The 25,508-nt window shown below is 48.8% G+C and carries 24 protein-coding genes and 1 tRNA gene; 22 read left to right on the top strand and 3 right to left on the bottom strand.

The features are described from left to right. Positions 1-15 precede the first annotated feature (15 nt). Positions 16-91: transfer RNA gene (locus tag BM082_RS14480), tRNA-Gly, on the top strand. 573 nt (positions 92-664) lie between these two features. Here BM082_RS14480 and queG read toward each other — a convergent pair. Continuing rightward, positions 665-1,792: a tRNA epoxyqueuosine(34) reductase QueG gene (queG, locus tag BM082_RS14475; RefSeq protein ID WP_139218793.1), complete on the bottom strand. Its 1,128-nt coding sequence runs from the start codon at positions 1,790-1,792 to the stop codon at positions 665-667. A gap of 60 nt (positions 1,793-1,852) precedes the next feature. Between queG and BM082_RS14470 the strand changes: the two genes are divergently transcribed. From BM082_RS14470 to motX, 12 genes are all read left to right on the top strand, one after another. Then, positions 1,853-3,337 carry a bifunctional ADP-dependent NAD(P)H-hydrate dehydratase/NAD(P)H-hydrate epimerase gene (locus tag BM082_RS14470; RefSeq protein WP_017017206.1) on the top strand — a complete coding sequence of 495 codons (1,485 nt, stop codon included), beginning with the start codon at positions 1,853-1,855 and terminating at the stop codon, positions 3,335-3,337. A gap of 50 nt (positions 3,338-3,387) precedes the next feature. Then, positions 3,388-3,855 carry a tRNA (adenosine(37)-N6)-threonylcarbamoyltransferase complex ATPase subunit type 1 TsaE gene (gene tsaE / locus BM082_RS14465; protein WP_017014607.1) on the top strand — a complete coding sequence of 156 codons (468 nt, stop codon included), beginning with the start codon at positions 3,388-3,390 and terminating at the stop codon, positions 3,853-3,855. A 52-nt stretch (positions 3,856-3,907) separates the two neighbouring features. Beyond that, positions 3,908-5,590: an N-acetylmuramoyl-L-alanine amidase gene (locus tag BM082_RS14460; protein ID WP_017017205.1), complete on the top strand. Its 1,683-nt coding sequence runs from the start codon at positions 3,908-3,910 to the stop codon at positions 5,588-5,590. A gap of 3 nt (positions 5,591-5,593) precedes the next feature. Next, on the top strand, positions 5,594-7,630 hold the full coding sequence (gene mutL / locus BM082_RS14455) for a DNA mismatch repair endonuclease MutL (protein WP_017017204.1): 2,037 nt from the start codon (positions 5,594-5,596) through the stop codon (positions 7,628-7,630). Next, a complete protein-coding gene (gene miaA, locus BM082_RS14450) occupies positions 7,623-8,549 on the top strand; it encodes a tRNA (adenosine(37)-N6)-dimethylallyltransferase MiaA (RefSeq protein ID WP_017008738.1) in 927 nt (308 codons plus the stop codon). The genes mutL and miaA overlap by 8 nt, the downstream gene beginning before the upstream one ends. A 97-nt stretch (positions 8,550-8,646) precedes the next feature. Further along, entirely contained in the window at positions 8,647-8,919 is a 273-nt protein-coding gene (hfq, locus tag BM082_RS14445; protein ID WP_017008739.1) for an RNA chaperone Hfq, read from the top strand. Positions 8,920-8,945: 26 nt separating this feature from the next. Continuing rightward, positions 8,946-10,238 (top strand): ribosome rescue GTPase HflX, encoded by a 1,293-nt coding sequence (gene hflX, locus BM082_RS14440; RefSeq protein WP_017008740.1) that lies wholly within the window; start codon positions 8,946-8,948, stop codon positions 10,236-10,238. A gap of 49 nt (positions 10,239-10,287) precedes the next feature. Then, entirely contained in the window at positions 10,288-11,448 is a 1,161-nt protein-coding gene (gene hflK / locus BM082_RS14435; protein WP_017017203.1) for an FtsH protease activity modulator HflK, read from the top strand. A gap of 2 nt (positions 11,449-11,450) precedes the next feature. Then, positions 11,451-12,338: a protease modulator HflC gene (hflC, locus tag BM082_RS14430; RefSeq protein ID WP_017008742.1), complete on the top strand. Its 888-nt coding sequence runs from the start codon at positions 11,451-11,453 to the stop codon at positions 12,336-12,338. A 76-nt stretch (positions 12,339-12,414) separates the two neighbouring features. Beyond that, a complete protein-coding gene (locus BM082_RS14425) occupies positions 12,415-12,609 on the top strand; it encodes a DUF2065 domain-containing protein (RefSeq protein ID WP_017014612.1) in 195 nt (64 codons plus the stop codon). A 122-nt stretch (positions 12,610-12,731) separates the two neighbouring features. Then, positions 12,732-14,048: an adenylosuccinate synthase gene (locus BM082_RS14420; protein ID WP_017008744.1), complete on the top strand. Its 1,317-nt coding sequence runs from the start codon at positions 12,732-12,734 to the stop codon at positions 14,046-14,048. A 188-nt stretch (positions 14,049-14,236) separates the two neighbouring features. Beyond that, on the top strand, positions 14,237-14,857 hold the full coding sequence (gene motX / locus BM082_RS14415; RefSeq protein WP_017008745.1) for a flagellar protein MotX: 621 nt from the start codon (positions 14,237-14,239) through the stop codon (positions 14,855-14,857). Between the two features lie 101 nt (positions 14,858-14,958). Here motX and hmpA read toward each other — a convergent pair whose 3' ends face one another. Then, complete coding sequence (gene hmpA / locus BM082_RS14410) at positions 14,959-16,149, bottom strand: NO-inducible flavohemoprotein (RefSeq protein WP_017017202.1); 1,191 nt, start codon at positions 16,147-16,149, stop codon at positions 14,959-14,961. Positions 16,150-16,354: 205 nt separating this feature from the next. Here hmpA and nsrR point away from each other — a divergent pair, with 205 nt between their 5' ends. The 7 genes from nsrR to rplI all read left to right on the top strand — a co-directional run bounded on the left by nsrR (position 16,355) and on the right by rplI (position 21,831). Continuing rightward, positions 16,355-16,789 carry a nitric oxide-sensing transcriptional repressor NsrR gene (nsrR, locus tag BM082_RS14405; RefSeq protein ID WP_026024963.1) on the top strand — a complete coding sequence of 145 codons (435 nt, stop codon included), beginning with the start codon at positions 16,355-16,357 and terminating at the stop codon, positions 16,787-16,789. Positions 16,790-16,901: 112 nt separating this feature from the next. Next, positions 16,902-19,463 carry a ribonuclease R gene (rnr, locus tag BM082_RS14400; protein ID WP_074927457.1) on the top strand — a complete coding sequence of 854 codons (2,562 nt, stop codon included), beginning with the start codon at positions 16,902-16,904 and terminating at the stop codon, positions 19,461-19,463. 12 nt (positions 19,464-19,475) lie between these two features. Next, positions 19,476-20,213: a 23S rRNA (guanosine(2251)-2'-O)-methyltransferase RlmB gene (gene rlmB, locus BM082_RS14395; RefSeq protein ID WP_074927455.1), complete on the top strand. Its 738-nt coding sequence runs from the start codon at positions 19,476-19,478 to the stop codon at positions 20,211-20,213. Between the two features lie 195 nt (positions 20,214-20,408). Next, the gene (gene rpsF / locus BM082_RS14390; protein WP_017012404.1) at positions 20,409-20,795 is read left to right on the top strand and encodes a 30S ribosomal protein S6; all 387 of its coding nucleotides are present in this window, start codon (positions 20,409-20,411) and stop codon (positions 20,793-20,795) included. A gap of 9 nt (positions 20,796-20,804) precedes the next feature. Then, the gene (gene priB, locus BM082_RS14385; RefSeq protein WP_017012403.1) at positions 20,805-21,107 is read left to right on the top strand and encodes a primosomal replication protein N; all 303 of its coding nucleotides are present in this window, start codon (positions 20,805-20,807) and stop codon (positions 21,105-21,107) included. 15 nt (positions 21,108-21,122) lie between these two features. Further along, entirely contained in the window at positions 21,123-21,350 is a 228-nt protein-coding gene (rpsR, locus tag BM082_RS14380; protein ID WP_002539422.1) for a 30S ribosomal protein S18, read from the top strand. A 31-nt stretch (positions 21,351-21,381) separates the two neighbouring features. Continuing rightward, positions 21,382-21,831, top strand: coding sequence for a 50S ribosomal protein L9 (gene rplI / locus BM082_RS14375; RefSeq protein WP_017012402.1), 450 nt, complete (start codon positions 21,382-21,384; stop codon positions 21,829-21,831). A gap of 207 nt (positions 21,832-22,038) precedes the next feature. Here rplI and BM082_RS14370 read toward each other — a convergent pair whose 3' ends face one another. After that, on the bottom strand, positions 22,039-22,785 hold the full coding sequence (locus tag BM082_RS14370) for a DUF481 domain-containing protein (protein WP_017012401.1): 747 nt from the start codon (positions 22,783-22,785) through the stop codon (positions 22,039-22,041). A 208-nt stretch (positions 22,786-22,993) separates the two neighbouring features. Here BM082_RS14370 and BM082_RS14365 point away from each other — a divergent pair, with 208 nt between their 5' ends. Both BM082_RS14365 and alr read left to right on the top strand, forming a co-directional pair. Next, positions 22,994-24,403 (top strand): replicative DNA helicase, encoded by a 1,410-nt coding sequence (locus BM082_RS14365; RefSeq protein ID WP_026024765.1) that lies wholly within the window; start codon positions 22,994-22,996, stop codon positions 24,401-24,403. A gap of 12 nt (positions 24,404-24,415) precedes the next feature. After that, positions 24,416-25,492, top strand: coding sequence for an alanine racemase (gene alr / locus BM082_RS14360; RefSeq protein ID WP_017013287.1), 1,077 nt, complete (start codon positions 24,416-24,418; stop codon positions 25,490-25,492). The last annotated feature ends 16 nt before the right edge of the window (positions 25,493-25,508 follow it).

Here is a 25,508-nt window from a genome sequence, read left to right as displayed (position 1 = left end):
CATCGGATGCTCAATGCGACACTAGCTCAGCTGGTAGAGCGCAACCTTGCCAAGGTTGAGGTCACGAGTTCGAACCTCGTGTGTCGCTCCAAATTTCTTACAGGCTATCTTCTGTAAGCACCAACACTACGCAAATCATGTACCAGTTGAACGCAGGGTACAGCGAGTCGTTGTCAATAATGCTGTGAAGCATGAACCTCAGGCTGGATCTAGCCTATCAAAATCTGAACTATCCACCGACTTTCGTTAGTTATCTAGCGCTTGAGCACCATTTTATCGTGTTTCTCAACAGAGTTATCCACATCGCCATCCTTGTGGGTAACGTCGTTGATTAAACTATTTTAAGGCCTAATTTACACGGTAGTTGTGATTAGGTGGTGATCAGCTGAAAAATGAAGCGTTGGATAAGTTTTTCTTTTAAACCCTTGTGATATCTGGGTTTGGAAGGTAATCAGTTAAAAATATTGCTTTATTATCCCCAGCTTATTCACTATTTATGAATGTCGACTGAGTTTATTCACAGTATGTGTTTAACTTTATTGATGTGCATCGAATGATGCCGTACTGAAAATGTTTTCCACATTGCGCAGCAGAAGTGAATCTGTGTCTTATTTTTGATTGATGCTTGGCCGAAAAATGCTAATTCCGTCAATATTTGCACTATTCATGCGTCCCTCGGTAAGCCTTTTTGAACAATTCGTACTAAACGCTTCGTGGAAGCTGGAAGCACATCAATTGACGCATCTTGTCGACGAGAGAGCTGCTGTTCTATCGCCCAGTCAAGATGCTCATCAAGCATAGCAGAGGATCCTTTTGCTGCTTGTAAAAGATCTACGATCTCTTCGTTATAAGGCGCATTGCCCATCGCAACAGAGAGGTTCCTACGCCATTTCTCGTGGCCTATACGGCGAATAGCGGACCCTTCCGTTTCTTTCAAAAAAGTCTTCTCATCCCAAGTAAAAAGCGTTGTCAGAGGTTGCTGAACAAGAGACGCTCTGCCGTGAAAATCTGACTCATGTGTGAGTTCAGCCTCTCGGTTGTAGGGGCAAACAAGCTGGCAGTCATCACACCCATAGATACGATTGCCAATGGCTTGTCGAAATGCTACGGGAATTGCGCCATCAAGCTCTATGGTGAGGTAAGAAATACAGCGCCGCGCATCGATAACCCCTTCTTCAACAATGGCGTCGGTCGGGCAAGATGTCATGCAGGCAACACACTTACCGCATTGATTTTCTTTGGCTTCATCGACAGGCAGCGGCAAATCTATCAATAGTTCACCTAAGAAAAACCATGACCCCGTGCCTTCATTTAGCAAAAGCGAATGCTTACCTGTCCAACCTAGACCCGCCTTCTCTGCCAATGGACGCTCAAGAACCGGTGCTGAATCAACAAAAGGGCGATAGCCAAACTGTCCCACTTCCTGTTCGATTCGCTCGCCCAATTTTTTAAGGCGGTTACGGATCAATTTATGGTAATCACGGCCAAGTGCGTATCGGCTAATGTAAGCGAGAGTTGGATCATCCAGCGTCTTTGCGAAACCAGCATTGGGTGGAAGGTAGTCCATTCTGGCACTGATCACGCGGATCGTTCCTTCGACTAACTCTTGAGGGCGTGCGCGCATCATGCCATGACGTGCCATCCAATCCATGTCGCCATGATAGCCAGCATCCAGCCAGCGCTGGAGTTGGGCTTCATGCTGACGAAGATCAATATCAGCAATACCAATATGCTGAAAACCTAGTTCACGGCCCCATAGCCTGATATTTTCAGCGAGTTGGTTAAGATTGATCGACGATGAAGATCGAGAATTAGACATAAGATCAGAACAACAAAACATGGATGACATCAGATGGTTGCCAGTTTACCACACTCGCTTTACCGATCGGATCAAGTAAGAGACGGAGAACGAAAGATCGCTGAGGATCTTGGTGTTGATATGTACACCTTGATGGAGCGAGCGGGTGCGGCTACGTATCAATGCTTACGTCAATATTGGTTGACGGCAAAAACGGTGCTTATTTGCTGTGGCAGCGGGAACAACGCGGGCGACGGGTATGTGATTGGTCGCCTTGCGTTGGAAGACGGTTTGCTTGTGCAACTTCATTCTTTGGTTGAACCTTGCTCTTTGACGGGAGATGCCGCTACCGCAAAGGATGCCTTTGAGAAGGCGGGGGGCGCTATTTCCATGTCACTTGATCTTCACGATCCGCCGGATGTGCTGGTGGATGCGTTGTTTGGCACAGGATTGAATCGCCGCATCCGAGGTGATTATGCTTCTGTGATCCAAGCGATGAACGTGATAGATGCGCCGTGCTTGGCTGTCGATGTTCCATCTGGGCTTTGTGCCAACACAGGCCGTGTATTCGGTTGTGCCGTTGAAGCGGATGTGACCATGAGCTTTGTGGCGTTGAAACAGGGCATGTTCACGGGAAAAGCGCGAGATCATGTTGGCGATGTGGTGTTTGACGGCTTAGGCATTGATTCGGCATTTGAAGCGGCGTTCCCTTCATCGGTGACGCGACTCGGTAAACATCGTGCAAACGCCATTGAACCTCAACGCAAAAGAACATCGCACAAAGGCAGTGTGGGGCGCGTCATGTGCATTGGCGGTCAACAGGGAATGGGCGGCGCCATATTGCTGTGTGGACAAGCTGCGCTGCGTTCTGGCGCAGGATTGGTATCGCTGCTGACGGCAGAAGCCAATATGCCTGCGATACTTGCACGTCAACCTGAACTCATGACACGACATTGGAAACGCAGCGACGGTGCAGATGTTCTCGACAACATACTGACGTGGGCAGACGTGATTGCGATTGGGCCAGGTCTCGGGCAATCCTCATGGGCGCGGCAATTGTTTGACGGCGCATTAGCGACAAATCTACCCATGGTGCTTGATGCAGATACGCTGCATTTTCTGCATCAGTATCCTCGACGCTATGCCAATTGGGTGCTCACACCGCATCCTGGTGAGGCTGCAAAATTATTGGGGATCAGCGTCAGTTCGATTGAACGGGATCGATTTTCTGCCGTCAAAGAGTTACAGAACCGATATGGCGGTGTCGTCGTGCTTAAAGGTGCGGGCACAATCGTTTATGATGGCAGCGTTTTCACCGTGATTGATGCGGGTAACCCCGGAATGGCGTCCGGTGGTATGGGCGATGTATTGGCGGGGACGATTGCTGCCTGCATTTCTCAAACAAAACACATTGATCGTGCAGCAATTTTCGGAACTTTCCTGCACAGTCATTCGGCAGACATTGCCGTGAAACAGTTTGGAGAGCGAGGCCTGATTGCCAGTGACCTGCTTCCTTTGCTGGGAAAGAAGTTAGCATAAATGTCGATCTGTGAGCGAAGTGACTCTCAGACAACAAAGCAGTGAGAAACATGACAGAGATTTTCAACACTGAGCTTGCCGATGAGCAAGCGACGGTGGCGTTTGGTGCCGCAATCGCTGCGGCTTGTTCTGCGCAAACCACGATTTATCTACACGGCGATCTTGGTGCCGGGAAAACCACGTTTTCTCGTGGCTTCATTCAATCCTTAGGTCATTCGGGCAAAGTAAAGAGTCCGACATATACTTTGGTAGAGCCTTATCAGTTATCGACGTGGCAAGTTTATCATTTTGATTTATATCGCCTTGCTGATCCTGAAGAACTCGAATTCATGGGGATCCGTGACTATTTCACGCCGGATGCACTCTGTTTGGTTGAATGGCCGGAGAAAGGCACAGGCTTGTTGCCAGAGCCTGATCTCGATATCACATTAAAATATGACGGTGAGCAGCGAACGGTTCAGGTGAAAGCCAATACCGTGGCGGGCAACGCCTTGATTGAAAAAATGGAGTGGAATTAACGGTATGCATTGGCGGGGAATGCTGGGAGGTCTACTGTGTTGGCTAGGAATGATGGCCACAGCATGGGCAAATACGCTAGAAAATGTGCGTGTTTGGCCTGCACCTGAGGAAACACGTGTTGTCATGGACATGGCGGGTACGCCAGAGTTTTCTTATTTTACGTTGACCAAACCGAATCGTCTCGTCATCGACCTGAACGGAACATCTGTCACTGCAAATTTGCCGATGGGTGTTCAAAACAGCAAGATTTTGAGTCGTGTTCGTAAAAGTAATCCACCGAATAAAGGCACCTATCGTTTGGTCTTTGAACTCAAAGATCAAAGCACGCCGCGCATCTTTGCCTTGAAGCCTGGCGGCGAATACGGTCACCGTCTTGTGATCGATTTGCCGCACAAAATGCCAAAGAAGGTCGCAAAGCCAAAGAAGTCTGAGCCAACAGAAGCCCAAGCGGCACTGCCATTTGGCACGGATGACATCATTATTGCCATCGACCCCGGTCACGGTGGTAATGACCCCGGTGCCGTGGGCCCTCGTCGCAAGTACGAAAAACATGTCACCTTGTCTATTTCTCGTCGGTTGGCGGCAAAAATCAATGCTGTTCCTGGCATGAAAGCGGTCATGACACGAAACGGCGATTACTTCCTCGATCTCAATAAACGCTCTGAAATCGCGCGTAAACATGGCGCGCATTTGTTGGTTTCTGTTCATGCGGATGGTTTCCACAAGCCACAGCCGCGCGGCGCATCGGTGTGGGTATTGTCCCGTCGTCGTGCGAACAGTGAAATTGGTCGATGGATTGAGAAGCATGAAGAGCAATCGAACCTTCTCGGCGGTGGTGCACTTCTCGACGACAACGAAGATGAATACCTCAGCCGTGCCGTGCTGGATTTGCAGTTCAGTAACTCGCAAAAAGAAGGCTACGATGTGGCGGTGCGCGTCCTCAAAGAGATGGGACGTGTCACTAAGTTGCACAAATCGAGCCCTGAGCACGCGAGTCTTGCTGTGTTGAAATCGCCTGACATTCCTTCATTGCTGGTGGAAGCGGGCTTTATCACTAACCCACAAGAAGAAACCTTGCTGCTGAGTTCTAATCATCAGCAAAAGATCGCCAATGCCGTGTTTAAAGGCGTGTTGGCGTATTTCGAAGATTTCCCGCCAGACGGCACCTTGATGGCCGCGCGTAAAAACGGCATCAAACATAAGGTGACGTCGGGTCAATCCTTGTCTGTGATTGCCAAAAAATACGGCAGCTCAGTCTCCGCAATCAAAGCAGCAAATGGCCTGAAGTCGAGTGGATTGCGCGTGGGTCAGGTACTGACGGTACCAGATGTTAACGTGAAGTCACTTGCCTCGAATGCCTCATCGGGCAGTAAGTCGCCGAGTGGGAGTTCGTCATCGAACAACACGTCGAATAGTCGTCCTTCATCAACGGTGACGCGAACGCACACTGTTGCTCGCGGCGAATACCTTGGGAAGATTGCGGCGAAATATGACGTGACTGTGTCTAGCATCCGTAAAGCGAACAAATTACGTAAAGACGAATTGGCCGTGGGTCAAAAGCTAAAGATTGTGGGTATAAAGCCCAAAGATACGAAGCACAAAGTGAAACGTGGCGAGTATCTGGGTAAAATCGCCAGCAATTATGGTATCTCGGTAGAAAGTATCCGAAGAGCCAACAAGCTGCGTTCAGACGAGTTGGCGATCGGTCAGACGTTGATTATCCCCGGGAGCTAACCAATGGCAATTCAGATATTACCGGCAAGGTTAGCGAACCAAATTGCCGCGGGTGAGGTGGTTGAAAGACCCGCGTCCGTGGTCAAAGAATTGGTAGAAAACAGTATCGATGCGGGCGCAACACGTATCGATGTCGATATTGAAAAAGGCGGCAGCAAACTTATTCGCATCCGTGACAATGGATGTGGCATCGACAAGGGCGAGTTAGAACTCGCCTTGAGTCGTCATGCAACGTCGAAAATTGCCTGCCTTGACGATCTTGAAGCCATTGTTAGCCTTGGTTTTCGCGGTGAAGCGCTCGCCAGTATCAGTTCGGTTTCTCGACTGACTCTGACATCTCGGACGGAAGCACAAACCGAAGCATGGTCTGCACATGCTGAAGGTCGTGATATGTCGGTCCAAATCAAGCCAGCAGCACATCCCGTCGGCACCACGGTTGAAGTGGTGGATTTGTTTTTCAACACACCTGCTCGCCGAAAATTCCTTCGTACAGATAAAACAGAATTTGGCCACATTGATGAGCTGCTAAAGCGTATTGCGCTGAGCCGTTTCGATGTGGCGATTACGCTCAGACACAATGGCACCATCGTGCGCCAATACCGCATTGCTGAAAACGATGCCCAGCGCGAGCGCCGACTTGCTGCTGTTTGTGGCCCGCAATTTGTCAGAACCGCTGCACAAGTTAGCTTGGAGCACCAAGGGCTGTCGCTGCACGGTTGGATTTGTACACCAGAGGGTGCACGGGCTCAAAATGACATCCAGCATTGCTTTGTTAATCAACGCATGATGAAAGACAGGCTGATTAACCATGCGATTCGACAAGGTTATGAAGCGACGCTCAAGCCTGATCAGTTTGCCGCCTATGTGTTGTACATCGACATCGATCCGCATCAAGTGGACGTGAATGTGCACCCCGCAAAGCACGAAGTGCGTTTCCATCAAGCACGTTTGGTGCATGACTTCATTTATCAAGCCGTGTCTGATGCATTGCAACAAGTGATGGCGGACCACTCACCATCACTGGATTTCGAGGGGAATGACGGTGTCGTTGAGCCCTCGGAATCTGCGCACGCTGGTAGTGAAGAACAAGGTAAAGAGAAAGATAACGTTGTCGCTGAGGATGTGTTGGTCGAGCCGGTGACTTCACATTCAAAAAACGCACCGTCAGCACCAAGTGCACCTGCCTCATCCGGTTCGTACTCTGGTGCCGTTGGTGGGCAAGGCGAACAATCAGCGTGGCGTTCTTCGTCTGAGTCCAACGCGAGTGGGTATCAACGTCAATCGAGCGCGTTTTCTTCTCAAGGTGGTGGGCGTTCTTCCATGCCAGAGAAGCCATCAGCCCCCTCTAAAGCAACGCAACGTGCTTACAAGGCGTTGATGCAAACGCCAGAAGTGCCTGCTCAAAACGCCATTGCAGAAGCGCCAGCCGCGATGTCATTAAATGCTGTATCCGTTGGTCATACCGATGGTGGGCTAGGCAAGGCATTGACTATCGTCGCTTCCCGCTACCTGCTATTGCAGCGTGCTGAGGGTATTGCGGTGTTAGATTTGGACGTTGCCAGCCATTTGCATGCGTTAGGACAAATGCGTGTGGGCATGAGTGCGCCAGGTTTGAAAGCACAACCTTTGTTGATCCCACAGGCAATCCCTGCGTCGGCTGCCGAAATGGCAGTCATGTCGGAATATGATCATTTATTACAACAATTTGGTATTGTGCTTCGTCAAAAATCAGCCAGTCAGATCATGGTGATGGCAGTGTGCCAACCATTGCGTAAGCACAACCTGCAATCATTGATCCCTGAACTATTCGGCTTTTTGTCGCAGCAAACGGACAGTCAAATCTCGCTATCCCCAGATAGTCTGGCTAATTGGCTTGCAAGAAAAGCGACGCAGAAAAGTGATGCCTATGGCCTATCACAAGCAGTGACGTTGATCACTGAACTAGAACATTGCTGGCAGGGAGAACTGGCAGAGCATTATTCAACGTTGTTGCGTCCGGTCGACGTGGCAACCGCAATAGAAGCATTCGAACATGAGTAATACGCTGCCTAAAGCGATTTTTTTAATGGGGCCAACGGCATCCGGTAAAACGGATCTGGCGATCGCACTGAGACAACAGTTCCCGGTAGAGATCATTAGTGTCGACAGTGCGCTGATCTATCGAGACATGAATATTGGTACTGCGAAGCCTACGGCGGAAGAATTGGCGCTTGCGCCGCACCGCCTTATTGATATTCGCGATCCATCAGAAGCGTATTCGGCAGCTGATTTTCGTGAGGACGCCCTGCGAGAAATGCAAGAGATTGTCGCAAAAGGGAGAATTCCGGTTTTGGTTGGTGGTACGATGCTTTACTTCAAAGCATTATTGGAAGGCTTATCACCTTTGCCAGCCGCGGATTCAGTGATCCGAGCTACTATTGAGCAGGAAGCCCAAGCTCATGGATGGCAAGCGCTGCATGATGAACTCTGCCGTATCGATCCTGTATCAGGTGCGAGGATTCATCCTAATGATCCACAGCGATTGTCGAGAGCGCTGGAAGTTTTTCGTATTTCGGGTAAAACTCTGACTGAGTTAACCCAAACCAAAGGTGACCCATTGCCATACGAGGTTCACCAATTTGCTATAGCCCCTAAGGAAAGGGGAGAACTACATCGTCGGATTGAGCTTCGTTTCCAGAAAATGATGGAAGCCGGGTTTGAGAAGGAGGTGCGTGCGCTTTTTGAACGTGGCGATCTGCATGCAGATATGCCGTCGATTCGCTGCGTAGGTTATCGTCAGATGTGGGATTATTTGTCGGGTAGCGGCGCATTAGATGATGCTGTGTATCGTGGAGTGTGTGCCACCCGTCAGTTAGCCAAACGTCAGATTACTTGGTTGAGAAGCTGGGATGATCTTACGTGGCTTGATAGCGACAACGCTACGCTATCGTTACAAACAGTCACAAAGTGTTTGACCTGATTGCTGTTTGAGCAGGGTATACTTTGATTGTTGTAAGCGACGTTGTTGATCTTTTTTGTTGCGAAATACAACTACAAACCAATAAGGAAAATTAAAAATGGCTAAGGGGCAATCTCTACAAGACCCATTTCTGAACGCACTGCGTCGCGAGCGTGTACCGGTATCTATCTACCTCGTTAACGGTATCAAGCTTCAGGGCCAGATTGAGTCATTTGACCAGTTCGTGATCCTGCTGAAAAACACCGTGAATCAAATGGTTTACAAACATGCGATCTCTACAGTTGTACCTGCTCGCCCAGTAAATCATCATCACAATAATACTAACGAGCGTTCTCCGAACGATCGTCCGCAAGAAAAAACTGAGGAGTAACAATCCTTTGGTAAGGAGTTGATCGCTTGTTTGACCGTTACGAAGCCGGTGAACAGGCTGTTTTAGTTCATATCAACTTCACTCAACAAGGTGAATGGGAAGATCTCAGCGAATTTGAAATGCTGGTATCGTCTGCGGGGGTGACCAAGCTGCAAACTGTAACAGGCAGCCGTCAGACCCCGCATTCCAAATACTTTGTTGGTGAAGGTAAAGCCCTCGAAATCGCAGACGCAGTCCGAATGCTCGGGGCTGAAATCGTCTTATTTAATCATTCGTTAACACCCGCACAGGAACGAAACTTAGAACGTTTGGTTCAGTGTCGAGTGCTTGACCGAACGGGTTTGATCCTCGATATCTTTGCTCAGCGAGCGCGAACGCACGAAGGTAAGTTACAAGTTGAGCTTGCTCAGCTTCGACATCTTTCTACGCGACTCATTCGTGGCTGGACGCACCTTGAACGTCAGAAAGGGGGGATTGGTTTACGTGGTCCTGGTGAAAGCCAGCTCGAAACCGATAGACGCCTACTACGTGATCGCGTTAAAGCGATTTTGCGTAGACTTGATAAGGTAGCGAAACAGCGCGAGCAGGGGCGTCGAGCACGCAACCGTGCTGAAATTCCGACGTTGTCTTTGGTGGGTTACACCAATGCTGGCAAATCAACCCTCTTTAATCGTATTACCGAAGCAGGCGTTTATGCCGCAGACCAATTGTTTGCGACACTCGACCCGACACTTCGTAAGATTGAAGTGGAGGATGTTGGTGACACGATTCTTGCAGATACTGTGGGATTTATTCGTCATTTGCCTCATGACTTGGTTGCAGCATTTAAAGCAACGTTGAAAGAGACGCAAGAAGCGACGTTGTTGCTTCACGTCATTGATGCGAGTGATGAGCGCTTCCGGGAGAACATTGATGCTGTCAATGAAGTACTGGAAGAGATCGATGCGAATGAAGTGCCTACCTTGTTGGTGATGAACAAAATCGACAACATGGAAGACGCATTGCCGCGTATCGAGCGTGATGAAGACGGTATCCCACGTGTTGTTTGGGTATCCGCTCTTGCAGATCGGGGTATAGATCTTCTTTTTGAGGCGCTGACCGAAAGGCTGTCGGGGACTATGGTAAGCTATCGCTTACGTATTCCACCTGCGGCGATTGGCAGAATGCACAGTAAATTCTGTCGCTTGCGTTGTATTTTGCATGAAGAATACGATCAAGACGGACATTTACTGATTGATGTGCGCTTACCTCAAGCCGATTGGCTAAGGTTAAGAAAACGGGAAGGCAATGAGTTAGACGATTTCATCGTTACTGACTGATTGTTACAGTATAAAAACTATCGTCATATCATATTGATGGAGTGCTCTAATGGCGTGGAATGAGCCAGGAAATAATGGCGGTCAGGACAAAGATCCGTGGGGTAATCGCGGAGGTCGTGACCAAGGGCCGCCGGACCTTGATGAGGTTTTCGGTAAACTAAGCCGCAAACTGAACGGTTTGTTAGGTGGCGGTAAAGGCAAGGGTCCATCTTTTGGCAGCAGTGCTGCTGGTTTGGGCGTTATCGCCGTTGTGGGTGTGGTTATTTGGGGCGCAACAGGTTTTTACACCATTGGTGAAGCCGAGCGTGGTGTTGTTTTGCGTTTCGGTGAATACGACCGCATTGTGCAACCCGGTTTGAACTGGAAACCAAATTTCATTGATGACGTTACTACCGTCAATGTTCAAGCGATTCGCTCTTTGCGTAGTTCAGGTGAAATGCTGACCAAAGACGAAAACGTGGTGAGCGTAGATATGGATGTTCAGTATCGTGTTGCTGACCCAGAGAAATATCTATACGCAGTGACCAATGCTGATGACAGCCTACGCCAAGCAACAGATTCTGCTCTGCGTGCAGTTATCGGTGATGCGGTGATGGATGACATTCTGACCACGGGTCGTCAAGAAATTCGTACAAAAACTCAGACGGAAATTAACCGTATTATCGATCGCTACGACATGGGTATCTTGGTTGTTGATGTGAACTTACAAGGTGCGCGAGCACCGGAACAAGTTCAGGACGCATTCGATGATGCAATCAAAGCGCGAGAAGATGAAGAACGCTACATCAAAGAAGCAGAAGCTTACAGTAATGACATTTTGCCAAAGGCAACCGGTCGTGCTGAGCGTCTGAAGAAAGAAGCGTTGGGTTATCGCGAGAAAACCGTCAATGAAGCTGAAGGTGACGTGGCGCAGTTTGAAAAGCTGCTTCCTGAATATCAGGCTGCACCTGAAGTGACGCGTAATCGCCTCTATCTGGAAACCATGGAACAAGTCTATGGTAACACCAGTAAGGTACTGATCGATTCACAAGCAGGTGGTGGCAACTTGTTGTACTTACCTCTTGATAAGCTGATGAATCAATCTAAGTCATCGGGTGCTGTTTCTGATAACAATGCGACGGATTACGGTATTGAATTGGAAACCTCTGGTACGACGGCGCCAGCGACTCAAAACTCTCGTCAATCGACAACGCGTCAGGGGAGATACTAATTATGCGTAAATTGTTAATCCCTCTGATTATTGCTTCGCTCGTTGGCGGCTTGATGTCAGTGTTTGTGGTTGATGAAGGCGAACGAGGCATTGTGCTGCGTTTTGGTCGAATTTTGAAAGCTGATGATGATCAGGCGAAAATTTACCCGCCAGGTCTGCAGTTCAAAGTTCCGTTTTTTGACCGTGTACAGATCTTGGACGCGCGTATTCAAACTATGGACGACCAGTCGGATCGCTTTGTAACGTCTGAGAAAAAAGACGTAATCATCGACTCTTACGTTAAGTGGCGTATTCAAGATTTCGGTCAGTACTACCTGTCTACAGGTGGTGGTAACCGTTTGACTGCAGAAGCACTATTGCAACGTAAAGTGTCTGATGGCCTTCGTGCAGAAATTGGTTCTAAGACCATTAAAGAGATTGTCTCTGAGAAGCGCGAGCAAGTGATGGCAGACGTTTTGGACGAAGTTCAAGCCAGTGCTAATGATATCGGTATTGAAGTCATTGACCTTCGTATCAAGAAAATCAACCTGCCAGACAAGATCAGTGAATCAATCTACGCGCGTATGCGTGCAGAGCGTGAAACCGTAGCTCGTCGTCACCGTTCTCAAGGTCGTGAGAAAGCGGAAGTTATTCGTGCTCAATCTGAACTTGAAGTGGCGACCATTCTTGCTGAAGCAGAAAAAACGGCCCGTGTAACACGTGGTGAAGCAGACGCAGAAGTGGCGAACATTTATGCAGGCACGTTCAATAAAGAGCCTGAGTTCTATAACTTCCTACGTTCTTTGCAAGCCTATGAGAAGAGCTTTAGCAACAAGGGAGACATCCTTGTGGTTGACCCAAGCAGCGAGTTCTTCCAGTACATGAAAGAGCCAAACGTTAATCTGAATTAATGTGGCGTAAATCGTAAAAATGAAAAGACAAGGCTTCGTGCCTTGTCTTTTTTTTATCTGTTTATTGAGGTGTGAAATGGGGAAGGAACTCATACTGGCTCTTGGGTTAGTGCTGGTGGTTGAAGGCTTGGGTCCTATGCTCATTCCGAGCAAATGGCGCGATATGGTGAGTGAGATGAGTCAGTTACCTGATGCTACGTTACGACGCATTGGTGGGTGTTTAGTCGTCGCGGGTGCAGTTATCGCATATATGATGTGGCCGTCTAAGTAAATGAAAAGAGAAAAAGTTTGTGACGGCTCGGTATTCAGCATCGCGACGACGGTTAAAAAATGACTGCAACCTTCAAATGAAGGTGCTAGAATCCCGTTTTAATCAGCAACTGACTGGAAAAGATGAGTAATAACGTAGTCGTTCTCGGCACTCAATGGGGTGACGAAGGTAAGGGTAAGATCGTCGATCTTTTAACTGAAGACGCAAATTACGTGGTTCGCTACCAAGGCGGTCACAATGCGGGTCACACTCTCGTTATCGACGGTGAAAAAACCGTTCTGCATTTGATTCCTTCTGGCATTCTTCGTAACAACGTTAAGTGCATCATCGGTAACGGTGTTGTTCTGTCTCCTGACGCATTGATGAAAGAAATGGGCGGCCTCGAAGCGCGTGGTATCCCAGTTCAAGAACGTCTGTTCCTGTCAGAAGCTTGTCCGCTAATTCTTCCATACCACATCGCTCTTGACGTCGCGCGTGAAGCTGCTCGTGGTAAGAAAGCAATCGGTACTACTGGTCGTGGTATTGGTCCTGCTTACGAAGATAAAGTTGCTCGTCGCGGTTTGCGCGTTGGTGACCTTTTCGATAAAGAAGCGTTTGCTGAGAAGCTTAAAGAAGTGATGGCATACCACAACTTCCAGTTGGAGCACTTCTACAAAGCAGAGCCTGTTAGCTACGAAGACACGCTTGCGAAGATCCTTGAGCAAGCTGACGTACTAACTGGCATGGTTATCGACGTAACTCAAGAGCTTGACGATGCACGTAAGCGTGGCGACAAGATCATGTTTGAAGGCGCACAAGGCACTCTTCTGGACATCGACCACGGTACCTACCCGTACGTAACGTCTTCTAACACTACCGCTGGTGGTGTTGCTGCAGGTTCTGGTTTTGGTCCACGTCACCTCGGTTACATTCTAGGTATCGCGAAAGCATACTGCACCCGTGTTGGTTCAGGTCCTTTCCCGACTGAGCTTTATGATGGCCTAGAAAAACAAGATCCAATCGGTAAGCACTTGGGTACAGTTGGTCACGAGTTTGGCGCAACGACTGGTCGTCTTCGTCGTACTGGCTGGTTTGATGCAGTGGCAATGCGCCGCGCAGTTCAAATCAACTCTATCTCAGGCTTCTGCTTGACCAAGATGGACGTGATGGATGGCTTGGAAGAAATCAAGATCTGTACTGGCTACCAAATGGCTGATGGTACGGTTCTAGAAGTGTCTCCAATGGCTGCTGATGCGTACGAAAACGTAACACCAATCTACGAAACCGTTCCTGGTTGGAGCGAGAAGACCTTCGGTGCTAAATCAATTGAAGACCTGCCACAAGCAGCGCTTGATTACATTGCACGTATCGAAGAACTGACTGGTGTGCCAATTGACATTATTTCAACTGGCCCAGACCGTAACGAGACCATCATTAAGGTGCATCCTTTCGCGTCTTAATCGGTTAGAGTTTGAAAAAAACCAGCCCAAGCGGCTGGTTTTTTTTTACCCAAAGCCCTCTATACTCAGTGAAGATCCTCTTGGGAAAAATTCACCAGAAAAAAGGTAAAGTTCATCCTTGGGATGCCGATACAAATTAGGCAAGACGACTCATATCGAACTTACTGACTTTTACAAAGTGGGAATGCATGAAACTGCGAACCTTATTTATATCACTTATGTTTGCCAGCTCTGCCGCTAAAGCAGAGATCGGGCCTGCATTGCCTGTATATGAAGATTCGCAATTGCTACGCCTGTTTGAAACCAATAGCCACCTGCAGAAAGTGAAAGCCGATGAGTGTCAGCTGCTTCAAGATATTGAAGCGCGCGCTGTTCGTGTTGAATCGCCGTCGTATCAATTTCTGTATGGTGACATGTTAGCGTGGGGCGTTTGTGTTGACCGTGATGTCGAGCAAGGCGTGTATTACATGCAGCTTGCCGCTCAGCAAGGCCTGCCAGCAGCACTTGAACAGCTCGGGCGTTATTACACGCGTGGCACCTTAGTTCAGCAAGATAAAGAGCGCGCCATTCCCTACTTGCGTGAAGCGGCGTCGCTTGGGAATACCCGCGCAAGGTTGCAGCTTGCAGAGTTGTTGGTGAACGATTACGGCAGCCCACTCGATTACGAAGATGCGTATCGTTGGCTTTACCACACTATTACCGCCGATCGCTCAACACACCAAAAAGTGGCCATGCTCCGTCGCGCACTTGAAGACAAAATGCCGAGAAATGTCATCGCAAGAGCGAAACGCCGCGATACGTATTGGTAGGGTTTTGTTGAAGGTATAGCATCTCAGATTAGTGAAAGCCCCGCATCTTGCGGGGCTTTCTTTTACTTACAGATGAAAGGCAGTAATCATCTGTAAAGTAATCAATCAATCACTTTGTGTGGGCCGAAGCACTCATAGTGAATGCTACCTTTGCTAATGCCAGCGCCGACGAGTTGCTTGGCTACGGCTTGCATGAAACCAACTGGGCCGCAAAGGTAGAAATGACGTTGTGCATCGTCGGTTAAGCCGTCAACAATGCTGATGTCGATAATGCCTGCGTGGTCGTAATCTTCCGCCAAACTGTCAGTGGCTAACGGGTCGCGATACCAGATATTACGTTTTGCGCGTGGGTTTTGTTGGATAAGGTGGTTGATGTGCTCACCAAACGCATGGTGCTGACCATTTTCTGTTGCATGGATCCAGTGAATATCCGCATCATGCTTACCCGTTAGTGTTTCAAGCATGGACAGCATAGGTGTTAAGCCGACGCCGCCAGAAATGAGAGCGACAGGCGTATCCTTGCTTGCTTCTAGGAAGAAGTCACCGCTTGGAGGTGCTAGCTTCACCGCATCCCCTACGTTGAGGTGATCGTGCAAATAGTTCGACACAATACCCTGAGGATCGCGTTTTACCGAAATTCGGTAGGTGTTGGTTTTAGGGGCGCTAGACAGGCTGTATTGGCGGATCTCTTGGTGCTCGAATTGTTCTGGGTGCAGGTAGATACCAATATACTGGCCTGGTTTGTAACCCGTTACAGGCTTGCCATCAACGGGGGCAAAAACAAAGCTTGTGATCACGTCGCTCTCTTTGGTTTTTGTCAGTAGCGTAAATTCTCGCGTGCCACGCCATCCGCCTTCCGTGCTCTCTTTGCCCTGGTAAATCTCTTCTTCTCGGGTGATAAATACGTCTGCCAAAAGGCCATAGGCTTCCGCCCATGCATCAATCACTTCTTTGCCTGGATTGAACATCTCATCGATGGTTGCAAGCAAGTTTTCACCGACAATGGCATACATCTCTGGCGTGATGTTAAAGCTCACATGCTTCTGGGCGATTTTTTCTACCACCGGCAACAGCACTTCGATGTTATCGATATTGGCGGCATAACCATGAATAGCGTTGAACAATGCTTCGCGTTGAGCCCCTGTAAATTGGTTGCTCATGTTGAAGATATTCATCAGTTCAGGGTTGTGTTTGAACATTCGATCGTAGAAGTGGGCGGTCAGTACAGGCCCCGTTTCAGCAAGCAATGGTGCGGTCGACTTTACAATCTCAATCGTTTTTGGACTTAACATATTCGTCTCTTCTTTAAAGTTACATCTGAAATGCATGTTATAAGTTGTATCTAAAATGTATGTTTAGATCAACTAAAAGTGATCTTTTCTTTTGAAGAAAGGCAAAGATGATCAATGCTGAGAAAGTTGGAGAAAAAAGAAACAGTGACGAAACGCGCCTTTTACATCAGTTCAGGGTACAATGCGCCGGAGGAGATTTGAAAACGTGCAATTAACCAGTTTTACAGACTTTGGCCTAAGGGCTCTCATGTATCTGGCTATGCTGCCGCCCGGAGAGTTGACCAGTATTACAGTGGTCACAGAAAAATATGGGGTGTCTCGAAATCATATGGTGAAAATCATCCACCGTATGAGTCAGGCAGGCTACGTAGAAGCCGTCCGTGGAAAAAATGGCGGGATACGATTAGGCAAACCAGCAGCATCAATTGTCATTGGCGAAGTGATCAGAGCGCTCGAACCTCTGCATCTTGTCAATTGTGGTGAAGACAACTGTCATATCACCCCCGCTTGTCGTCTAAAAGATGCACTCGCGAATGCGATGCAGGCATTTCTTGCAGAAATGGACAACCACACACTTCACGATTTGGTGGCAGGAAATAACAGCCTACACCGCCTTCTTATCCCTGTTCGCCCGGCTTAACAAGCGTTTTAGTAACTTGTCGTCATTTTTTTGTGGCAATTCTGCTGGGCACCCATTTTCTTTTATTTTAAGCGATATACTTGAAAACAAGTGTCGCTAACGGGAATCCTATATGTCTCAGGACAAAAACCTACATGGCAACGATCCGCATTTGGTTCGTGAAGCAGAAAAATATGACAATCCGGTACCAAGCCGCGAGCACCTACTAGAAGTTATTAAAGGGTTCAGCACACCGGTCAATCGCGACCAGCTTTTTGACGTGTTGGGCTTAAAATCAGACGAAGAGTATGAAGGTCTACGTCGCCGTCTTCGCGCCATGGAGCGTGATGGGCAGCTTATCTTTACCCGTCGCCAGTGCTACGCCTTACCAGAACGACTGGATTTGGTGAAAGGCACAGTGATCGGCCACCGTGATGGTTTTGGTTTCTTACGCCCAGAAGGGAAAGGCAACCGCGAAGATTGGCTATTGCCGCACCACCAGATGAAAAGCGTGATGCATGGCGACTTCATTCTTGCACAGCCTGCAGGTACCGATAAGCGTGGCCGTAAAGAAGCACGTGTTGTGCGTGTACTTGAAGAACGCAAAGGCCAAATTGTTGGTCGTTTCTTCTTGGAAGATGGCAACGCCTACGTGGTGCCTGATGACTCACGTTTAAGCCAAGACATCATTATTCCTAAAGAGGATCGCAAAGGTGCTCGCATGGGCAATGTTGTGGTGGTGGAAGTCTTCCAACGCGCAACACGCCAGCAAGGAGCAGTGGGTCGTATCGTAGAAGTACTTGGTGAGAACATGGCACCGGGTATGGAAATTGAAATTGCGCTGCGTAGCCATGACATTCCCAACGTGTGGCCAAAAGACGTTGAAAAGCAGATCAAAGGTCTGACGGAAGAAGTGCCTGAAGAGGCGAAAGTCGGCCGCGTAGATTTACGTGAATTGCCATTGGTGACCATCGATGGTGAAGACGCACGTGACTTTGATGATGCCGTCTATTGTGAGAAGAAAAAATCAGGTGGTTGGCGTCTATGGGTTGCCATCGCAGATGTCAGCTACTACGTGCGTCCAGATTCAGCGCTAGACAAAGAAGCCATCAACCGTGGTAACTCGGTGTACTTCCCGTCGCAAGTTATTCCAATGCTGCCTGAGGTGCTGTCTAACGGTTTGTGTTCTTTGAACCCGCAGGTCGATCGTCTGTGTATGGTTTGTGAAATGACCATCTCTGAGTCAGGCAACCTTTCAGGCTACAAGCACTATGAAGCTGTGATGAACTCGCATGCGCGTCTGACGTACACCAAAGTGGCGCAGATGCTGGATGGCGATGAAGAACTTCGCGATCGCTACGCACCGTTGGTGCCGCATCTCGAAGAATTGAACAAAATGTTCAAAGTGCTGAAAGGTGCGCGCGAGCAACGTGGTGCGATTGAATTTGAAACCGTAGAAACCAAGTTCATTTTCAATGCGATGCGCAAAATTGAGCGTATCGTCCCTGTAGAACGTAACGATGCGCACAAGATCATCGAAGAATGTATGATTTTGGCTAACGTCGCATCTGCACGTTTTGTTGAAAAACATAAAGAAGCTGCGCTTTATCGTGTGCACGAAGCACCTGGTGAAGAGCGTCTTACTGGCTTTAAAGACTTCTTGGGTGAAATGGGTCTGTCACTCAATGGTGGTTTGTCACCATCACCAACAGACTACGCGCAACTGGCACACTTAATTCAAAGTCGCCCAGATCGCGAATTGATCCAAACCATGCTGCTTCGTTCAATGAAGCAGGCGGTATATCAAGCGGACAACCAAGGTCACTTTGGTTTGGCGTTGAAGCAGTATGCACACTTCACCTCGCCAATTCGTCGTTACCCTGATTTGCTGTTGCACCGCGCGATTAAATACCTTGTTGCCAAGCAAGAAGGCCGCAACACCGATCGCTGGACACCAACCGGTGGCTTCCATTATTCATTCGATGACATGGATGTGATGGGCGAGCAGTGCTCGATGACAGAACGTCGTGCTGATGATGCAACGCGTGACGTGTCGGATTGGCTAAAGTGTGAGTACATGCAAGACCACGTTGGCGATACCCTTGAGGGCACCATCGCAAACGTAACGGGATTCGGTTTCTTTGTGCGCTTGAATGAGCTTCACATTGATGGCCTTGTCCATATTTCGAACCTAGACAATGACTACTATAACTACGACATGGTGGGCCAAAAGCTCGTGGGCGAAAGCTCTGGTCGTGTTTTCCAACTTGGCGATCAGGTCTCGGTCAAAGTATTATCCGTCAACCTTGATGAAAGGATGATCGACTTCGAACTGGAAGGTACAACGCGCAAACCGCGTGGTGCCGGTAAAACAGCGCGCAACAATGCCAAGAAAGGCCGTGCCGAGTCAGGTAAAAAACCTGAGTCAGGCAAAGAGCGCGGGTCTGTCCGTCAGCAACTAAAACGTGGATCTATTCCTAAAGCCGCAGGCGACGACAAAGCGTCTGACGGCAAAGGAAAGAGAAAAGGAAAACCACATCGCAAAGGTCCATCTGCGAATAAAGGTTCATCTGTGAATAATGGCCCTTCCGCAGATAAACCCACTGACGGCGCTCCAGCGAAGAAAAAGAGCAAGACTCAGAAGGCGCGCAAGAAAAAAGCGCAACGAAGCAAACCTGCGAAAGCCGGCAATTAAAAGAAGTAACTCATGAGCAATGAAATGATTTATGGCATTCATGCCGTCAAAGCCGTGTTGGCATCTGATCCTGCACGCTTTATCGAAGTTTATGTTCTAAAAGGTCGTGAAGACGATCGTTTACTGCCCGTGCTGAAGGAATTGGCTGAGCTTGGCATCACCACACAAGAAATGGGACGCAAGGCGTTGGATGATAAAGCTGATGGCGCGTCGCATCAGGGATTGATTGCACGTGTTAAGCAAGGTCGTCAGTACAACGAAAATGACCTTGATGCGATTCTAGAAGGCAAAGAGACCCCATTACTGTTGGTACTGGATGGCGTAACTGATCCACATAACCTAGGTGCTTGTCTGCGTAACGCAGATGCAGCAGGTGCGTGTGCGATTATCGTTCCTAAAGACCGTTCAGCACCACTGAGTGCAACCGTGCGTAAAGTGGCTGTGGGCGCGGCTGAAATTGTGCCATTGGTTCGTGTGACCAACCTTGCGCGCACCATGCGTGCACTGCAAGAGAAAGGCGTTTGGTTTGTAGGCACGGCAGGCGAAGCTACGCATGACATTTACCAAAGCAAAATGACAGGTCCACTGGCGATCGTCATGGGTGCAGAAGGCGACGGTATGCGCCGCCTAACGCGTGAAACCTGTGACGAACTGATCAGCATTCCAATGGCTGGCAGCGTGTCGAGTCTGAACGTGTCTGTCGCAAGCGGTATCTGCTTGTTTGAAGCAGTGCGTCAGCGTCGCGGTTAAGCGTCGAAAGTAATAAAATAAACTACCTACAGCGCCCGGCAATTAATTTTGTCGGGCGCTGTGCTTTTTGTTGCTATTAACGATGCAATTCTGTACTATCCTGCCTCCAAATTCCCAGTCTTTTACTTTCGTTCCTTGCTTCCTTTGGACGACTGGGCCAACACCGGAAGCTGAATAATCCGTAAGGAGCAACCTATGCGTCATTACGAAATCGTATTCATGGTGCACCCTGATCAAAGCGAGCAAGTTGCTGGCATGATCGAGCGTTACACTGGTTCTATCAAAGAGTCAGGTGGTCAGATCCACCGTCTAGAAGACTGGGGTCGTCGTCAACTGGCTTACCCAATCAACAAACTGCACAAAGCTCACTACGTTCTTATGAACGTTGAAGCTGACCAAGCAGTAGTTGATGAGCTGGAAACCGCTTTCCGCTTCAACGACGCTGTGATCCGTAACATGGTCATGCGTACCAAAGGCGCTATCACTGAGCCATCTGTAATGATGAAGGCTAAAGAAGAGCGCGCACCTCGTCGTGAAGAACGTGCAGAAGCACAATCTGAAGACGAAGCAGCAGCAGAGTAATTTGATTTGATGACCAATCGGATTGAGCTTGCAGGCGTTATCGCTCAAGGCCCGATTCGAAAGCAGAGTCCTGCCGGCATACAGCATTGTCACTTTGTGATAGAGCACCGTTCGGAACAACAGGAAGCTGCACTGCAAAGGCAGGTGTATTGCCGTTTACCGGTAGTCATTAGCGGGCAGGGGTCGCAATACCAAACTCAGCATTTAGCTTTAGGCAGTCACATTAAGGTCGGCGGGTTTCTCGCTTACCAAACCAGCCGTAACGGCCAAGGTAAATTAGTGTTACATGCCGATGAAATTATAGATATTTAGATCAGGAGATTGCCCATGGCACGTTTCTTCCGTCGTCGTAAATTCTGCCGTTTCACTGCAGAAGGCGTACAAGAGATCGATTACAAAGACGTAGCGACTCTTAAAAACTACATCACTGAAGCTGGCAAAATCGTACCTAGCCGTATCACTGGTACTCGTGCTAAGTACCAGCGTCAGCTGGCTCGCGCTATCAAGCGTTCACGTTACCTAGCCCTGCTGCCGTACACTGACAAACATCAGTAATCGGCACTGCCAATTTTAAGAGGATTAGATAATGCAAGTTATTCTGCTTGATAAAATCGGTAACCTGGGTTCACTAGGTGATCAAGTAGCAGTTAAGTCTGGCTACGCTCGTAACTTCCTTATCCCACAAGGTAAGGCTGTTATGGCAACTAAAGCAAACGTTGAGCATTTCGAAGCTCGTCGTGCTGAGCTTGAAGCAAAAGTTGCTGAGACTCTAGCTGCTGCTGGTGCTCGCGCTGAGCAAGTTGAAGCTCTAGAAGCGGTTGTTATCGCGTCTAAAGCTGGTGACGAAGGTAAACTATTCGGTTCTATCGGTACTCGTGACATCGCAGATGCAGTTTCTGCAGCTGGTGTTAAAGTAACGAAGAGCGAAGTTCGCCTGCCAGAAGGTGCACTACGTAACGTTGGCGAATACGAAATCAGTCTGCAACTGCACTCTGAAGTATTTGCTACCGTTAAAGTAAGCGTTGTTGCTGAGTAATTCAGACACACGTAAGCTTTGAAAAAACCGGCCTCAGGGCCGGTTTTTTTGTACCTAAGAAACGAGATAAGAGCAGTTTCGAGTGGCGAGAAAGTGCAAAAGCGAAAACCGATGACTTGATGTTGCTACGCATTGATTTCTATTCTGCCAAATCTCAAATCTCAAATCTCAAATCTCAAATCTCAAATCTCAAATCTCAAACCTTGCCTAAAACTTATAAACCATATTCACGGTAAAAATCGAATCCAGGTTACTGAGCCCTGGTGGGACGTCGTTAATGTATTTTTGCGTGGTGGAGATTTTGATCGCCAAGTCATCAATCAAACTGGTTTGCACCGACAGACGGGCTTCAAAACTGGTGTTACTTGGTCCACTGATGGTGGTTAAGCGACCTTGGAGTTCGGCAGTTTTGGTCATTTGCCACATTAACTCTGCTTGTCCCCTGACGATGAACTCTTTCACGTTGTGCGGCAGGATCAGATCGTCATCATCAATCTCATCAAGGTTGGGTTTTTGGTAACGATAACCCGGGCCGACTTCTAGCAATAAGGTCATGTCTTCACGCCAAATCGCTTGGTAACCTAAACCTGTCGCGAAGGTAAAATCGTCGAAATAAGGGCCATACTTATCATTGGTGTAGGTGATGTTGGCGAGCACATATCGAGAGGGGTCAAATTTGTAGTTGGCCTGACTTTCCATTTCCCCTTTGCGCTTGTCTTCTTCGCCATCTTTTTCGACCAGCAAGAACTTAGCTTCTGAGGTGTGGCGGTAGGGTCCGCTGGTGTAGCTCATCCCTAAACGGGTGTTCAGTGTGATCGAGTCAGAGTTGCCGGAGAGGGCTTGTAAACCGAGTTCGACTTCAGATTGCCAAGGTGGGGGCACGTCATCGGCCCATGCACTAAAGGGAAGTGCTACCAGACAAAAAAAAGACGGTTTCAACAGCGCTGAGGCCATATGGTTTACCATTACTAAGATCGGAAAAACATTTTAACGGAAACTGCCAAATATGCGTCAGCAAGATGTTAAATTGGCAGGAATTTATTTCATCATTGCGTCAGCTTCTGCTCAGGGGGGGATTCCTTTTCTGATTGGGGTTATACCCGAGCATCTTCGTGTTGTTTGGGTATATAATGACGGGCGCAATGATAAGGTAACGAGTGATATGGCAGAGCAACGCAGCAAGCAATTTAACTCCAACAAACCCAAAGACCGTCAGGTTGATGCACTGAAAGTGCCACCGCATTCCTTGGAAGCGGAACAGTCGGTATTGGGCGGCTTAATGCTGGATAACGAACGCTGGGACAGCGTGGCTGAAAGAGTGGTGGCATCGGACTTTTATAGCCGACCGCACCGTATGATTTTTGAAAGCACCAAGCAATTGCTTGATAGCGGTAACCCGCTTGACCTTATTACCCTATCGCAACACCTCGAAAAGAACAGTCACCTTGATGACGTCGGTGGCTTCGCTTATTTAGCAGAGCTTGCTAAAAACACCCCAAGTGCGGCGAACATTACGGCCTATGCCGACATTGTGCGTGAACGTGCGGTTGTGCGTAACCTTATCAGCGTGGCGAATGAAATTGCCGATGCGGGCTATGAGCCTGAGGGGCGCACTTCTGAAGACCTTTTGGACATGGCAGAGAGCAAAGTGTTTGCCATTGCCGAAGCGCGTACGAGTGAAAGTGAAGGCCCTCAGAACGTTGAAAATGTTCTGGAGAAAACCTTAGAGCGTATCGAGCTCCTCCTAAAAACACCGCAAGACGGTGTAACAGGGGTGTCTACGGGCTTCACGGATCTGAATAAGAAAACCGCGGGTCTACAAGGTTCTGACTTGATTATTGTTGCGGCTCGTCCATCCATGGGTAAAACCACGTTTGCGATGAACTTGTGTGAAAACGCCGCGATGGATCAGGAAAAGCCGGTACTTATCTTCTCCCTAGAGATGCCAGCGGAACAGCTGATGATGCGTATGTTGGCGTCCTTTTCGCGCGTGGACCAAACCAAAATTCGTACCGGCCAGTTGGATGATGAAGACTGGGCGCGTATCTCTTCTACCATGGGGTTGTTAACCCAGAAGAAGAACATGTACATCGATGATAGCTCAGGCCTAACACCGACAGATGTTCGCTCTCGTGCCCGCCGTATTGCGCGTGACCACGGCGGCCTATCTATGATCATGGTCGATTACCTTCAGTTGATGCGTGTACCGGGTCTGCAAGATAACCGTACCTTGGAAATCTCCGAAATCAGCCGCTCGTTAAAGGCGCTGGCGAAAGAATTGAATGTGCCCGTTGTCGCCCTGTCGCAGCTTAACCGCTCGTTGGAGCAACGTGCTGATAAACGTCCTATCAACTCCGACTTGCGTGAATCTGGGGCAATCGAGCAGGATGCCGACCTTATCATGTTCATCTATCGTGATGAGGTTTATAACCCTGAAAGCCCGCTCAAAGGCATTGCTGAAATCATTATCGGTAAGCAACGTAACGGTCCTATCGGCTCGGTACGTCTGACCTTCCAAGGTCACTTCTCACGCTTTGATAATTACGCAGGCCCTGCGTTCGACGAAGAGTAACCGCGAGGTTTCATGAAAGCAGCAACTGCCTATATTCAACTGGAAAATTTGGTGCATAACCTAAATGTTGTGCGTACCAAAGCGCCCAACAGCCGCGCGTGGGCAGCGATCAAAGCCAATGGTTATGGTCATGGTCTGCTGCCTGTTGCAAAGACGCTTGCGGCTCATGCAGATGGGTTTGGTGTTGCGCGACTTGAAGAAGCACTCGCACTTCGTGCCAACGGTATCGACACGCCCATTTTGCTGCTTGAAGGCTTTTACTCGGCTGAGGATCTGCCGCTGCTGGCTGAGCATCAGCTCCACACCGCAGTGCACTGCATTGAGCAGCTTGACGCGCTTGAGCGCGCCACGCTTACGACGCCATTGACGGTGTGGTTAAAGGTAGATTCCGGCATGCACCGTCTAGGTGTTCGCTCGGAAGATGTCTCTCATTTCATTGAGCGATTAAACGCGTGTCCTAACGTCGCGAAGCCGCTACATTTCATGAGCCACTTTGGCTGTGCCGATGAGCTTGAAAACCCCGTCACGAATACGCAAATCGCAATGTTTACAGCGGTGACTGAAGGGCAAGGTGGAGAGTGCTCTCTTGCCGCATCATCAGGCTGTTTCTTCTGGCCAGACAGCCATCTTGATTGGGTGAGACCCGGTATTAGCCTCTATGGCGTGTCTTCCGTGTCATCTCTCACGGGTAAAGAACTGGGTTTGAAACCTGTGATGACCATGACATCGAGCCTTATCGCAGTGAGAACGGCGAAAAAAGGCGAACCTGTGGGTTATGGTGCGCGTTGGGTAACCGATCGCGACACCAACATTGGCGTGGTCGCTATTGGTTATGGCGATGGCTATCCACGCGTTGCTCCAGATGGCACACCCGTCATGGTGAACGGGCGCAGCGTTCCCTTGGTGGGACGTGTTTCCATGGACATGTTGACCATTGATTTAGGCCCAGACGCGAAGGATTGCGTAGGCGATGAAGTGATCTTGTGGGGCGAAATTCTCCCCGTTGAAGAGATCGCGAACCATGTTGGGACGATTGGCTATGAGCTTGTGACTAACATTACGTCGAGAGTTGATCTCGTTTATACCTAATCCTTTTCGTGAGTCA

It is taken from the genome of Enterovibrio norvegicus DSM 15893, from assembly GCF_900115495.1.
GTDB lineage: Bacteria > Pseudomonadota > Gammaproteobacteria > Enterobacterales > Vibrionaceae > Enterovibrio > Enterovibrio norvegicus.
The sequence above is the reverse complement of the archived record's forward strand: the minus strand, read 5'-3'. Positions and strand labels throughout refer to the sequence as shown.